We start from the raw sequence: 14,303 nt of genomic DNA, 5'->3' as shown, positions 1-14,303 counted from the left end.
CATATTAATCCCGCTCCGGGCTTGCCTCGGAGCGGGTTTCTTTTTATGCAGAACACACTTATCAGACCACGAGGATCCAGAATATGCGCATTGTAGGTGGCCGCTTCAAAGGCAAGGCTTTGGCAACTCCAAAAACCAATGCCATTCGCCCTACGACCGACAGGGTTCGCGAGACATTGTTCAATATTCTCGCCCATGGCTATGATCACGTGGTTGATGGCGCTCGAGTGCTGGATCTGTTTGCGGGGACAGGTGCTCTTGGTTGCGAGGCACTCTCTCGCGGAGCCGAGCATGTCACCTTTGTTGAAGAAGGCACGGAAGGACGTGGTCTGATCCGTTCCAATATGGAAGCGTTCGGTCTCAATGGTGTCGCCAAAATTCTACGCCGTGATGCAACCAAGCTTGGATCAGCAGGAACCATTGCCCCCTTCGACTTGGTTTTCCTCGATCCTCCCTATCGCAAATCTTTGGGCGAAGCAGCGCTCGCCAGCGCAGCGCAAGGAGGCTGGCTTGCAAAAGATGCATTGTGCATCTGGGAAGAAGATGCCAAAGCTGAACTGGCAATCCCTGCTGACTTTGAAGTGCTGGAAGAGCGTACCTATGGCGATAGCAAGCTGACCTTTGTGCGTTATACGGGCTAATTTCTCCGTTCTTTGACAGAGATCAGGCATTTGCTCGCTGCTTGGGTTATCGTGAGGATATTGCATTCTCACGAAGGAATTTTCCATGCCTGCTGCCATCAACCGGGATGATCTTATTGCGGCCACCGAATTAGAATTTGCCAAACTTGATAAATTGCTCTCTTCAATCAGTGAGGAGCAAGCTCTTTACCTCGAACCGGATGATCAGCAATCCATCAAGGATACCATAGCTCATCGCGCTCATTGGCTCTCCCTTTTCTTTGTCTGGTACGAAAGCGGCTTGGCCGGAGAAGATGTCCAGACCCCTGCTCCGGGATACAAATGGAACCAGCTCAAAGCTTATAATGCAGGTGTGATCGAAGCGTCTCGAGATCAAAGTTGGGAGCAGGTTTTAGGCGACTTTCACGCAGGGCATGACAAGCTTCTGGACTTCATCAAAGTCAGTGATGATGATCTGCTTTACACACCCAAGCTCTATTCATGGATGAACAACTGGACCTTGGGGCGCTGGGCCGAAGCCAGTGGTGCATCCCATTACCGATCTGCTGCAAAATATGTGCGAAAGCTGATCAAACAACAGAAATAGCCCAGCGCATGTTTAGGGGTGTGAATTCTGATCCTGCGTGCAGGAGCACGCAGGGAAAGCACACTGGGCCGAAGCCAGTGGTGCATCCCATTACCGATCTGCCGCGAAATACGTACGCAAGCTGATCAAGCAACAGAAGTAATCTCCCATTCGCACTTTATCTGTGTGTCTCCTTCCGTCCTACTTCAAACCTCTCCCAAAGGATTGTTTGACGTAAACGTCAAAGGAGAGTAGATTTCTGCAATCAATTCAGCTGGCAATGGACTTATTCCCAGGAGAGAAACATGCAGTTTGCGCTTAGTGAAGAACAGGAAATGATCCGTGATGTTGCAGCCAAACTGGCAGCCGACCGGTTGGAGCCTCTGGCGGAAAAACTGGATCAGGGTGGCGGCCGCGACGAGTTTCTCAAAAATCTCAAAGAGATGGCAGAAAATGGCTTCATGGGACTGAATGTCGGAGCTGAGTATGGTGGTACAGAAGCGGGCACCATCAGCTTCTCGTTAGCCATCACGGAACTTTCCCGTGCCTGCGCATCAACTGCAGTCACCACATCTGTTACCAATATGGTGGCAGAAGTGATTCAAGCCGTTGGTTCGGACGAGCAGAAAAACGAATATCTGCCCAAACTATGCGATGGCACATATTCCGCAGGTGGTTTCTGTCTGACCGAATCTGGAGCTGGTTCTGATCCTGCTGGCATGAAAACCTCCGCTATCAAAGACGGTGATGATTATATCCTCAATGGCTCCAAGCTCTATATTACCTCAGCCGAGTTTGCCGGTATCTTTGTTGTCTGGGCTGTGACGGACAAGGATGCCAGGAAAGGCAAAGGCATCAGCTGTTTCCTTGTGCCAGCAGGCACCCCCGGTCTGATTATCGGTAAAGCCGAAAAGAAGATGGGCCAGCACGGCTCTGCCACCAACGAAGTGCATTTTGAGAATTGCCGTATCCCTGCCTCGGCCATGATGGGCAAGGAAAATGACGGCTTTCGCATTGCCGTAGGCGAGCTCGCAGGAGGACGTATTGGCATTGGCTCCTTGGCACTTGGCCTCGGCTTGGAAGCCATGCACCGTGCCAAAGCCTATATCATGGAGCGAGAGCAGTTTGGCACCAAGCTGGGTAACATGCAGGGCCTGCAATGGATGATTGCCGATGTTGAAACCGAACTGGAAGCAGCAAGACTTCTTCTGATGCAAGCCGCCTGGTTGAAAGACGAAGGCAAGCCGTTTGCCAAGGCCGCATCCATGGCTAAACTCCATGCCACAGAAGCCGCCCAAAAAGCCACCTATACTGCTTTGCAACTGCATGGTGGTACAGGCTATATTAAGGAATATCCTCTGGAACGTTATGCCCGGGACGCGCGCATCACCACCATTTATGAGGGCACATCTGAAGTTCAGCGCCTGATTATCGCAAGAGAAGCATTGGCGGACTATCGCTAACATCCGATCAAATATTTGGCGGCTGTTTCAGCCGCCATTTTTATGGCCAAATAGATAAAACTAACAAGGCCGACCATCTCAACGAAGCATCCCGTTTCGTTTTTTTCAAACAAACAGCGTGGGCTTGATCCCAATCAAAGCGATTAGCTGTGACATTTGGTCATATATAGTTGAAGACCGGTCTTGTAACCATGCGGGACTTGGACCGTTGAATGACAATGGATTGCCCAGCCAAAGATTGATGGAGGCAATCATCAGGTCACAATTCTAGGGCCTAAAGGGAAGGAAGCCAGACGATGGCAATCAAAGATATTGTAACTTTGCTGGATATCGAAACCGATCTGACAACCGCTCCGATCCAGATCGCAAATGAGATTGCTGAAAAGCTCGATGCCCACATCACCGGCATTGCACCATTGGTTGAGCCGATTGTGCCGGCTCTGATGGTTCAGCCTGTGCCAGATCAGTATATCTCCGATGCACGCACCCGTGCCGACGAAAAAGCACATTCTGCTTTGGAACGCTTTGCCGAATATGCAGATCGTGTTGGCACCAAGTTCGAAACCCGCCTCATGGATGTTACCCCTGGCGCGTTGGAGACCTTTGTCAATCATACCCGTATGTGTGATCTGATCGTTGTCGGTCAGGACAATCCAGATCGTCCGGAGCCGCTCCGTACCGATCTGATCGAAGCTGCTCTGTTCGATTCCGGTCGTCCGATCCTCATGGTTCCTTATGTTGGCACCGAGGCCTTCTCCGCCAAGAAGATCATGGTGGCTTGGGATGGCTCCAAAACTGCTGCACGCGCCATTCATGCTGCAATGCCAATTCTAGAGCTGGCAGACGAAGTTCAGATCGTGATGGTGGAAGCCAAGAAGCTGCATCTACCAGGTGACCCTGGTGCGGATCTGGCGGTTTATCTTTCTCGCCATGGCGTACAGGTGTCTGTCGAGAAGATCCCTGCCCCATCCTCAGGCGTTGCTGATGCACTGCTCAACCATATCTCCGATAATGGCATTGATCTGGTTGTCATGGGTGGCTACGGACATAGCCGTGTCCGTGAATTCATTCTGGGTGGTGCGACCCGTGGCATGCTGCAGGCGATGACAGTGCCATGCATCATGGCTCACTAAAGCATCTTGAAGTAATTCTTCAATTTGAAAATCAGATCGGCTCCACAATGTGGAGCCGATTTTTATTATCCATGCCACCAAAACCGGCATTGAAAAAAACCGCTCATGAATAGGCGGCTTTTAAATCATTCATATTTGCCTTGGGTTAAGCTGCTTTCACTTTGGTGAGAAAGGTTGCAATTTCCTGGCGCAAATTGCCCACATGATCGGTTAATTCTCCGGAAGCTTGCTGTACATCATTTGCAGACTGGCTGGTCTGATCGACGGCTTGTGTCACCGTAGACATATTGTCGGTTACACCTTGCGTTCCGCCAGCAGCCAACTGCGCATTGCTGGAGATCTCATTGGTAGCCTGACCTTGCTGGTTCACAGAGGCTGCGATCCCGGCGGTGAATTCATCCACTTTGGTCATGATTTCCGCAATTTCCTCGATAGCGGAGACTGCTTCATTGGTGGACGATTGAACCTCGGAAATCTGACGGTCGATCTCCTCGGTTGCCTTGGAGGTCTGATTGGCCAGTTCTTTGACTTCAGATGCCACAACAGCAAACCCTTTGCCCATTTCACCAGCTCTGGCAGCCTCGATTGTCGCATTCAACGCCAAAAGGTTGGTCTGTTCGGCAATATCCTGAATAAGGGTCATGACCTTGCCGATTGATTGCACTGCAAGATCAAGTGACTGCACCTTGGTGGTGGTGTTGTCTGCCATGTGGCTGGCTTTGGAAATAAAGCTCTGTGCCTCATCAACCTGGCGGTGGATTTCACCTACCGAAGAAGATAATTCTTCGGTTGCTGCCGCAATGGAATGGACATTGTTGGATGCTTCTTCTGAAGCATGTGTAGCATTGCTGGCCTGTTGCTGGGTCGTGGTCGCCACATCCGTCAATTCAGTCGCACTATTTCCAAGGATAGATGTATTGTCATCTACTTTGGCCAGAACATTCTGTACGCCACAGTCGAACGAGCTGATAAGATCATCAATATACCGGGTACGTTTCTCACGTTTGGCCGCTTCGTCATCCATTTGGATCTGAAGTTCTTTCTGCTCGCGAACATTGTCACGGAAAACAACAACCGAACGTGCCACTTCACCCAGTTCATCAGACTGTCTCGCGACATCAAAGCTTGCCGAGATATCCCCTGCAGCCAAGCGCTTGGAATCGGAGACCAGCGAACGGACCGAACGATTCATACCGCGAATTACAAAGAACGCAGTGCTCATTGCCAACAGCAGGGCTGCCATACCTACGGCCAAATTAATCACAGTTGCATTGAAGGCTTGGCTGGAAGACACTTGAGCCTCTGTCACGACTTCAGCAGCGAAAGCATCTTCAACCACCTTCAATTGATCAATACGCTGTGTCGCCAGCGCGAACCATTCGGGGCCGCTATGCCCTTCCAGCGATCCACCAAATGGACCGGCATACGCCACTTCTCGCCAATCCTGAACTGTCGTAAAAATCGGCTTTGAGAAGATGTCCTTCATTTTGCTCTGCAGATTTTCCGGAGCATTGCTACGAGCCAGATTGAACAATGTTTCCTGTTGGGCGCCCAACTGAAGCAACTTGCCGTACAGAGCCTGACTGAACTCACCAGCTCCAAAACCGCCGCCACCCATCGCACGTTCCTGACCCGCCATTTCCTTGCCCCACAAGAAGAAGGAATAGTTATGAATAGCTGAAGCCATCTCGGCATCGGTTGCCAAATTTCCCAACTGATCAATTGCATTTAGAAGGCTTGCTATTGTCACAGTGTAGTATTTGGCCATATTCGGCACAGAGGTGTTCAGACCATTGACCTGATTGCGTATAGCGTCAAGATCTTGCAGCTTGCTCTTTGCTTTATCCAATTGCGCCAAAAACTGTCGATCAGCCTCTTCTTTGCTCACGTTTGCAAGCGCTGTATGCATATGCTTGATCGCCTGATCACTATCACCATGCTGAACCGGCAGGCTGGCAGTCATTTTCTGCCCCTTGGAGCCAATGAAAACTGCAGACTGGCCGCGCTCCTTTTGCAATTCGTGGACAACAGCGCTAATCGAAGGCGCAACTTCAATAACGGAGCTGACCATCTTGGCTTCGCTCAGTCGTGTCGAGTTTGTGCTGATATCCTTTACGACGAAATACATCATGGGAACCAGCACAGCCAAAAAGACTGCCAGAATTTTTTGTGTGATAGAAAGTTTCATTTCCTTACCCGCTATTCGTACCCAACCCGACCTGAAATGATTTAGTCAAAAGGTTATACCTCACCAACCACATCGTGCTCCGGGCTAAGTTAACAGCCATTTAATACTTCAATTCATCCCTTTGTATTTCCAAGTAATTATTGAATTCATACATAGAATTACTTATTTTGTTAGTATTTAGAATATCAGTTAAATTACTTATTACTTTAAATATGACTGCTATCGCACACACTCTTTATTAAAGTATATCTACTTATATTTCATCCAATAGCAGGTACTCATTATCGCAACAAATATCTCAGATTGCGGAAATTTGTGTAATGGATGTAAACACTTGATAACTGGATCAGCCGTCAGGTAACCGGCCCTGATTGTCCGCTCCGGAGCTCTGCGTAATATGCATAGCTGCTATTCACATTTATCTGTGACAATCCATCCAGATCAGAGATGAAAGACCGCATAGATCAAAGATAAAAACTTGCGGCTACTTTACCTAAAAGTCGCAAATCCCCTCTAGAGTCGATTTGCCAAAGCCCGTTTTATGGAAACGGGCCTGTCGTTTCAGATCGGATTACCGGTATTTTACCGGTATTCAGACAAAGCCATGTCGGCCTATCCTCCCATAGGCACAGCATGGCGGCCGAGGATAGAATGAGCAGTTACAATCTAGACGTCTTTTTTGCCCCAAAGACTGTCGCCATCATTGGTGCCAGTGCGCGCGAGGGTAGTGTTGGTAATATTCTGGTGCGCAATCTTTTGGATGGCCCCTATCAAGACAAGTTGATTCTGATCAATCCCAAAGGAGGCGAGGCAGAAGGACTGCCCATGCATTCTTCGCTTGCCGACGTGGAAACCGAAGTTGATCTCGGCGTTATTGCTGTCGCTCCTCAATTTGTTCCTGCAACGATTGAAGATCTGGGTAAAAAAGGCGCACGCGGTGCAGTGGTGATCACTGCTGGTCTTGGCTCCGGCGAAGGCTCCCTATCGCAGGAATGTCTGGATATTGCTGCTCGCTATGGCTTGCGCATTGTCGGTCCCAACTGTGTGGGTGTGCTGTCACCTCGCGCTGGCCTCAATGCCAGCTTCTGTCATCTACCGGGAAAACCGGGAGATTTGGCACTACTGTCACAATCAGGCGCTATTGTTACATCTGTGGTCGACTGGGCCGAGAAACATAATATCGGCTTTTCAGGGCTTGTTTCCATGGGTGACAAAGCCGATGTCGATTTCGGTGACCTAATTGACTATTTCGCCATGGATCCGCATACGCGTGCTATTCTTCTCTATATCGAGAGCATCAAGGATGCTCGCAAGTTCATGTCATCTGCCCGCGCTGCTGCTCGTGCAAAGCCAGTTGTTCTGATCAAATCCGGCCGCCATGCTGATGGTGCCAAAGCCGCAGCATCCCACACAGGCGCCTTAGCTGGCGAAGATAATGTCTATGATGCTGCATTCGAACGCGCAGGCCTGCTGCGTGTTTTCGATCTGGATGAATTTTTTGATGCAGTTGAAACGCTTACCCATGTCCGCAAACTTAAAGGCCCTAAACTGACCATTCTGACCAATGGTGGCGGTGCTGGCGTTCTCGCTGTTGACGATCTGGTCGACCATAACGGCCAAATGGCTACATTATCCGATGAGACCATTGAAGCACTTAATCAGGTTCTTCCTGCCACATGGTCCGGTGCCAATCCGGTCGACATCATTGGTGATGCTGGCGCTGACCGCTATAAGGCTGCGCTGAATCTCTGTATGGATGACAAAAACAGCGACGCTGTTCTTGCCATGGCCTGCCCCACCGCTCTTGCATCAACCGAAGATGCAGCTCGTGCTGTTGTAGAGGTAATGGAAGAGCGTAAAAAGCAGGGCAAGCGTCGCCCACCTATTTTTGCAGCTTGGCTTGGTGGTGATGACAAGATCTCCGAAATTTTCGAGAGCGCTGGTATTCCGCACTACCCAACTCCGGCGGACGCAATTCGCGGCTTCATGTATGTGGTCAAGCATATGGAAGCCCAGAAGACTCTGATGCGCATGCCTCCTGCCTTGCCGGAAGTAAAACCGGATTTGGAGACTGCAAGAAAGGTGATTGAAAAAGCCCTTGCCAAGGGAAAAAAATGGCTGAATGCCGTTGAGATCACCAAAGTACTGGAAGCATATGATCTGCCTATAGCAGCAGCTCGAGCAGCTTCCAATCCAGAAGAGGCTTCCGAGCTTGCCAAACCGCTTATTGAGCAATTTGGCGCGGTTGTCGTTAAGATTGACAGCCCTGATATTCAACATAAATCTGATGTTGGTGGTGTAGTGCTGGACCTCAACAGCTCTGAACTGGTGGCCAAGGTTACCAAAGAGGTGATGGAACGGGCAGCTGATGCTGTGCCGGATGCAGATATTAGAGGTGTGACGGTTCATCCGATGATCCGCAAACCACATGCCATCGAGTTGATTGGCGGCATGACGGTCGATAAACTCTGGGGACCGGTCATGGTCTTTGGTCGTGGCGGCACCGCGGTAGAAGTGATCCGGGATAAGGCTTTGGCTTTGCCACCGCTGGATATGTTATCCGCACGGGACATGATGGAGAAAACGCGTGTCAACCGACTGCTGGGTGGTTATCGAGACCGTCCGGCCTCTGATCGCGAAGCCATTGCCAAGATCATGGTCAAGCTTTCCCAGATCACGGCTGACTTCCCTGAAATTCAGGAAGTCGATTTCAATCCGATCCTGGCCGATCATGCGGGTAGCATCATTACCGACGCTAGAGTACGTATCGCATCAGCAGAGGAAGGTCATCCGCACAAACGCTTTGCGATCAAACCTTATCCTGCTGAATGGGAGCATGAAATCGAACTCAAGGATGGACGCGTTGTCCTCGTTCGGCCAATTCGCCCTGAAGATGAAGAGCTTTATCCTCCCTTCTTCGAACAGGTAACAGACGAGGATTTGCGACTTCGTTTCTTCTCTGCTGCCCGCTCCATGAATCACGCCTTCATTGCCAAACTGACCCAGCTTGACTATGCCCGCTCCATGGCTTTCATCGCCATTGAGAAAGATAGCGGCAACATGTTGGGCGCCGTTCGTCTGCATGGTGACCCCAACCATGACGACGGCGAATATGCCGTGATGGTGCGATCTGACCTCAAAGGTCAAGGCCTTGGCTGGAAGCTGATGAAGCTGATCCTGCAGTTTGCCGAGAAAGACGGTTTCAACACCGTGACCGGTGAAGTTCTGCGTGGGAACCGCACCATGCGCTCCATGTGTGAAGCTCTGGGTTTCGAAGCTCATTCCGACCCGGACGATGAAGATCTGGTTCGCATGATATTCAAGGTTCCAAACATCTCGCAAAGAATTTGCGAAACCCAAAAAGCTATGGAGCAATAACAAGACCTCAAAATACCCAAAAGCCTGACCTCCCTCCTTTCGGATGGAAGTTGGGCTTTTTTCTAGCATTTGAGAATGCATACATAAAAATGACCCTGCAGGCCGCAAGACCTACAGGGTCATCTTTTGAGAAAGGAAGAGTAATCAAATGGGGACCGCTTTTTCGGGGACGAATAGCGTGATTGATTACTCAGACCAAATCCGCCGCGTCTTTGATCTCGCTTGCCCTTTCCCTCTAGCTCCTTGTTATTACCTATTAAATATCGATCCTTACAACTGCTCTACAGTCACCACTGTGAAGGTATATAAATCCCCATCTTCATCCTTGATAGAGACATATTCTCCGGGTTTGAAGGCATGAAGGCCGAAACGATATCCCGCCTCATCATCGTCATCGCCATCAATATCATAAGTAAACGCCCAAGACCCGCCGGGCCGGTGAATCAGATGACCATATTCGTCGCTTTCACCTTGCCAGAAGCGATGTACCCGGCATTGATCCCGGTTAATTTTCCAGAGGCTTGCGTCAATATGTCCTTGCTCATCCAATGGCGCAACAAACTCGTAGCCATGGGCGGCACTTCCATTGGGGTAGTCATGATTACGCGCCAAATTCAGACGGATTTTCTTCATATCAGCCATGGATAAAACGATACCTCCCTTGGTCTGTGTCTGATCAGCATCACTGCTTGCCCGTTACAACAACAGCAGACTGCATGACATCACCCTCAATTGCCCCTCATCATTGCAGACATGCGAACCCAGCATCAGAGCCTCGGTGTCATCTTCTCAATGCAGGAAAAGCAGTACAGGATAATGAACTGAATAACTGGATATAGTATGTCATAAAGCCCTTCAGGAATCTTGATTTCAATCAATGCCAAATAGACATTTTATCGGCAAGGTGCAGGCTCCAAACAAAGGACCAAGACCAACCATGGGCTCGCCTGTCAATCATATCACTGATGCAAATCAGAGGGACACATCGTCGAAAAATGTCCTGTCCTGTCCACTTGAACTGCCAGAAGCAAGCGAGCCATCCAAACCTCCCTGCCCCCTTGATGATCAGAAGGAAACACTAGTGTTTCTCGGTAAATCAAAAAGCTATGGGCTTGAAACGAGTGTAGACCGGCTGGGGCTGGTCGACAGTATCCTGTACTTCACGGAACAGCATACCTATCGCATTCGCCGCAGTCGTCCCATGGGATGTCGCGATGAGCTTGATGTTGCCCAGCGCGGTATTCTGGCACAAGCAGAGTTGAATTTTGGCAAGACCACCAGTCCTGGAATCTATCTTTGTTTACGGCCAGTATTGAGAGGGCCAAACACTCTGAAACTGGGAGAAGGCGTGCAGCAGATTGATGGCTTCCAAGCTCCTGAGGGATGGGTGCTGATTGATTGGCTGGTTCAAATGCAGCGGTATGACTACAATCAGACTTTTGACAAGATTGGTGGACTGGAAGATCTGTCGCTTGATGATTGTTGTTCACTGGCTCAATATCTGGTCGACCTACATAGTTGGTCAACCAGCTATGATCAGGAAAATTGGGGGGAGTGGCTAGAGGCCCATTTGAAGAGCTTTGGCAAACGTCCGCAGCTTTTCGCCCCACAACCTGGTTTACGCGGTCTGAAAGCCAGTCTTGATCAGGCACTGCAACTGAATGAACAACTCAAACCTCTATTGCATATGCGCGCTCGGCATGGACAGGTACAAGCACTTCATGGCAACATGCGTCTTGCCAATTTTGTTTCCCAAGATGGCGTACCACAACTGATCAACCCTCGTCTTGTTGACAACTCACCACAACGTGGCGATTGCCTGTTTGATATTGCAGGATTGCTCATCGATCTGTGGTCTCAGGGTCAGCGCGAAGCGAGCAACTGGATTTTCTCCCGCTATTTTGGCTCCCTTCTGGACAATAGCAATCTGGATGGTCTACGGGCTCTGAGTCTGATGATGTTTGTACGCTCAATTGACCGAGCGCTCGCCATTTGTCCGATAGATGAAGCTTGTCGGTCCGGTGCACGCTGTTCTTTGGCTTCTGCCTTTGAAGGCTTTGTGCGAACAGCAATGGAAAGCTTGCTGGAAGAGCCCAAGATACTAATTGTCTTGGGTGGCCCTGACAGCAAGATGAAAACCGAATTTGCACAATCATTATCCCCTGCTTTGGGGCGCATGCCCGGTGGACTGTGGCTAAGCACGAATCATGAGAAAACTCTTCTTGATCCCAGCGGTCATCAGCAGACACGCCATCAAGCAGGTCTTTATGATCTGGTCCATGAATATATGCTCGAAAAAGCACGCTACGGCCTGGAAGCCAATTTCTCTGTATTGCTGGAATGGGGTGCGTTGCATCCTGCATGTCTCAATGCCATGGGCCAATTTGCCGTTGCAACAGAAGCAGTATTGGTTCCGATATGGCTCACTGATAACAAGGAAACCGTCAAATCCAATCGGCTAGCTGAAGCTGGCTGGACAATTTTGGATGCATCCATGGAAATAGAAGACATGCTACATCGTGCTCACGGTCTGCTGGGCAAAGCATGTGATCGTGGCTTTCCAGGCATTCTGCATTAAACCCAGATCCATCATATCCTGTGTTGTCAGGCAGCGACCGACTTTGACTGCCGGGCTTTGCGTAATCGCGCTTGCATCAAGGTTCCCAAGCCATGCTCACTCGACAAAGTAAACTCGCCACCAATTGCCTCAATCAATCGGGTTGCCAAAATCAAGGGCAGAATCTGTGCAAAGCCCAAGTCGCCAAGAGAGCCAATCGCCGTAAATGGGCTGGTGATTGCTCTGACTTGACGCGAGGAGAGAGCGGCACCTGTGTCGATGCATTCAAATAGGATATGGTCGCCACCAATATGCTCGCGAAGCTCCAGACGTACCGGATCCCCTCTTCCTGCCACAAGGCGATTGAAGGCTCCTTCTGCGGACAACATAATCATTCTCGAAAGGGCCTTGGCATCACCATTTACAATCAGATGCTCTGTGTCGCGCAGATCTACCTGCAACGGGTTGTTGCGAATTTCTGCAGATGCCAACAGCACTTTGCTACGTTCTCGCAGAACTGCAGATAAATCACAGGTATGATCACGAACAAAGAAGCCATCGCTATCTGCATCACAATAATCAGCCACCATTTCGATCTGATGGGCGCAGCGCGAGATGGAATCAGTTGCGCCGATGACCATCGCTTCCAATTCTTCCAGCTCGGCCTGCAATGGCATATGGCGGATATATTGCTCCAAATCCGACATTGTCGGAACAAGCAGCAATTCAATCGCCTCGATAGACCAACTACGCAGCTCCGGTCCATAACCTGCAGCATTGTCGCGAGAAAGAACACGTTCAAGCAAAAGCAGAACATCTTCGGCATTGACCCGCAATGTATCATCGGACATTCGCATCCGGGCCGCCATGGCAGCTCCCAGTTTGGCATCGGGAGACGTCGACTGAATACGATTGATTGCCCTACGAATTTCGTTGCGCAGATTGACAACCTTGTTGCTTACATCTGCTGAGAGCCGTCCCAGTTCCTCGCCGCTATCCTTTTGCGTGGCAGAGCCCAGAATCGAATTATGTGACATATATGAAATGACGTAATCGGGTTCACTTTGCATTGCAAAATTGGCAAAAGACAGGCCACGAACTTCATCAGCCGGATCCACTCTCATGCCAAAGACCTGATCAAGCACCTTGGCAACTGCCCAAACGCACAGAAATGCCCATAGGCATATGGCAGCAATGCCCAGCCATTGCAGAAAGAGATTGTTGAGCAGATCCCCTCTCTCTCCAGATACCATGATCGGAGCAATGGCCCCACCCAGGACGCCGCCTGCAATAGAGGACGAAATCAGATCCCCTACATCATCAATTTCCAGCTGCATCAGAATATTGCGCAAACCAATTCCCATGGCACCAGCAAGCATGCCAACAAGAGCTGCGCTGGCGGGGCTGGCTTTGCTGGCGAAAGCAATCAATGCGATCCCCCCGGCCAAACTGGAATTGAGCAGATCCATGGCGGAAACCCGTTCAGGCCACATGATCAAAAGCCCAAGAGCTGCCGCTCCTGCAAACGTAGACCCAATCACTACATGAAGAAAGGCCTCGGACATGAGTGCAGCCTGATTATGCTGACCAGCGGTCATGACGGCCAAGCCGATAATGAGGATCATTGCTCCCAGAAATGTGAATGTTGGGCTATGCCCTCTCGGGCGGGAAGCCTGATCGGGGAACCGCATCATGCGAGGACCAATAACTATGGATGCCGCCAGAGCAGCAAATCCTGCCGCTGCAAAGAATACGACTGCGCCACCTGAATCCATAAATCCGCGAGTGATCAACCAACCTTCGCTATTGTGACTATTGTGCCAGCCCCAATGCGCCACGATCGGGAAAATGAATGCGGCGACAATCGCTACCAGAATATTGCCTGCCAGCCATCTACCTCGCTCAGCCATCGTAGACGCCACCAATATTGACGGTATCGCAAAAAGGAAAATTGTTCGCAGATTTAGACCATTCGTCATGCTGTTGGAATAATGGTCGATGGCTCCCCAGTTCCAACCTACAAATCCCCAAAGACTAGGAGAAGAATAGAGGCTATGACCGATCAGCCAGAATGCCGCAATCGTGATGCCGAATGCAGACGTAATACGAACCAGCGTATCCAGTTCGTTTCGATACCGCACACGTCCTGCCATGATAAGAAGCAATCCTAGGGGGATCGCAATTCCCGCTATGGACATAAAGAACTGGATGAGCTCCAGCATTTTGACCTCACGACCTAGTATTTTCCCTAATATCAGAATGCCTTAGCCGCACCCTCGCCCATGCTGACCCTAACGAAACATGGTTGTTTAAAGGTTAATTTCTACTTTTGATGAGCTCTCTTTGACTATTGAGCGATGCTGCTGGTGAGCCACTCC

General features: G+C 50.1%; 9 protein-coding genes. 6 read left to right on the top strand and 3 right to left on the bottom strand.

What is annotated here, in order from left to right:
* The first annotated feature begins 83 nt into the window (after positions 1 to 83).
* From rsmD to CRO57_RS00520, 4 genes are all read left to right on the top strand, one after another.
* Positions 84 to 641 (top strand): 16S rRNA (guanine(966)-N(2))-methyltransferase RsmD, encoded by a 558-nt coding sequence (gene rsmD, locus CRO57_RS00535; protein ID WP_097151466.1) that lies wholly within the window; start codon positions 84 to 86, stop codon positions 639 to 641.
* 85 nt (positions 642 to 726) lie between these two features.
* Positions 727 to 1,227: a ClbS/DfsB family four-helix bundle protein gene (locus CRO57_RS00530; RefSeq protein WP_097151465.1), complete on the top strand. Its 501-nt coding sequence runs from the start codon at positions 727 to 729 to the stop codon at positions 1,225 to 1,227.
* Between the two features lie 284 nt (positions 1,228 to 1,511).
* Positions 1,512 to 2,669, top strand: a complete 1,158-nt coding sequence (locus CRO57_RS00525) for an acyl-CoA dehydrogenase family protein (protein WP_097151464.1) — start codon at positions 1,512 to 1,514, stop codon at positions 2,667 to 2,669.
* 296 nt (positions 2,670 to 2,965) lie between these two features.
* Positions 2,966 to 3,802 carry a universal stress protein gene (locus CRO57_RS00520; protein WP_097151463.1) on the top strand — a complete coding sequence of 279 codons (837 nt, stop codon included), beginning with the start codon at positions 2,966 to 2,968 and terminating at the stop codon, positions 3,800 to 3,802.
* Between the two features lie 145 nt (positions 3,803 to 3,947).
* Here CRO57_RS00520 and CRO57_RS00515 read toward each other — a convergent pair whose 3' ends face one another.
* Positions 3,948 to 5,990, bottom strand: a complete 2,043-nt coding sequence (locus tag CRO57_RS00515; protein ID WP_097151462.1) for a methyl-accepting chemotaxis protein — start codon at positions 5,988 to 5,990, stop codon at positions 3,948 to 3,950.
* A gap of 651 nt (positions 5,991 to 6,641) precedes the next feature.
* On the opposite strand from CRO57_RS00515, the gene CRO57_RS00510 reads away from it, so the two are divergent.
* Complete coding sequence (locus tag CRO57_RS00510; RefSeq protein ID WP_097153113.1) at positions 6,642 to 9,368, top strand: bifunctional acetate--CoA ligase family protein/GNAT family N-acetyltransferase; 2,727 nt, start codon at positions 6,642 to 6,644, stop codon at positions 9,366 to 9,368.
* Between the two features lie 270 nt (positions 9,369 to 9,638).
* Here the strand turns inward: CRO57_RS00510 and CRO57_RS00505 are convergent, their stop codons facing one another.
* Positions 9,639 to 10,010, bottom strand: a complete 372-nt coding sequence (locus CRO57_RS00505; protein WP_097151461.1) for a hypothetical protein — start codon at positions 10,008 to 10,010, stop codon at positions 9,639 to 9,641.
* Between the two features lie 235 nt (positions 10,011 to 10,245).
* Between CRO57_RS00505 and CRO57_RS00500 the strand changes: the two genes are divergently transcribed.
* A complete protein-coding gene (locus CRO57_RS00500; protein ID WP_097151460.1) occupies positions 10,246 to 11,946 on the top strand; it encodes a P-loop nucleotide/nucleoside kinase family protein in 1,701 nt (566 codons plus the stop codon).
* Between the two features lie 26 nt (positions 11,947 to 11,972).
* Here the strand turns inward: CRO57_RS00500 and CRO57_RS00495 are convergent, their stop codons facing one another.
* Positions 11,973 to 14,123, bottom strand: a complete 2,151-nt coding sequence (locus CRO57_RS00495; RefSeq protein WP_280176170.1) for a hypothetical protein — start codon at positions 14,121 to 14,123, stop codon at positions 11,973 to 11,975.
* Positions 14,124 to 14,303 lie beyond the last annotated feature (180 nt).

It is taken from the genome of Cohaesibacter gelatinilyticus, from assembly GCF_900215605.1.
Lineage (GTDB): Bacteria > Pseudomonadota > Alphaproteobacteria > Rhizobiales > Cohaesibacteraceae > Cohaesibacter > Cohaesibacter gelatinilyticus.
The sequence above is the reverse complement of the archived record's forward strand: the minus strand, read 5'-3'. Positions and strand labels throughout refer to the sequence as shown.

What these genes read in the sequence shown, in the direction of transcription:
- CRO57_RS00510 (WP_097153113.1), top strand. Translation starts at nt 6,642, where the DNA reads ATGAGCAGTTACAATCTAGACGTCTTTTTTGCCCCAAAGACTGTCGCC.
- CRO57_RS00520 (WP_097151463.1), top strand. Translation starts at nt 2,966, where the DNA reads ATGGCAATCAAAGATATTGTAACTTTGCTGGATATCGAAACCGATCTG.
- rsmD (WP_097151466.1), top strand. Translation starts at nt 84, where the DNA reads ATGCGCATTGTAGGTGGCCGCTTCAAAGGCAAGGCTTTGGCAACTCCA.
- CRO57_RS00500 (WP_097151460.1), top strand. Translation starts at nt 10,246, where the DNA reads ATGCCAAATAGACATTTTATCGGCAAGGTGCAGGCTCCAAACAAAGGA.
- CRO57_RS00505 (WP_097151461.1), bottom strand. Translation starts at nt 10,010, where the DNA reads ATGGCTGATATGAAGAAAATCCGTCTGAATTTGGCGCGTAATCATGAC.
- CRO57_RS00495 (WP_280176170.1), bottom strand. Translation starts at nt 14,123, where the DNA reads ATGTCCATAGCGGGAATTGCGATCCCCCTAGGATTGCTTCTTATCATG.
- CRO57_RS00525 (WP_097151464.1), top strand. Translation starts at nt 1,512, where the DNA reads ATGCAGTTTGCGCTTAGTGAAGAACAGGAAATGATCCGTGATGTTGCA.
- CRO57_RS00515 (WP_097151462.1), bottom strand. Translation starts at nt 5,990, where the DNA reads ATGAAACTTTCTATCACACAAAAAATTCTGGCAGTCTTTTTGGCTGTG.
- CRO57_RS00530 (WP_097151465.1), top strand. Translation starts at nt 727, where the DNA reads ATGCCTGCTGCCATCAACCGGGATGATCTTATTGCGGCCACCGAATTA.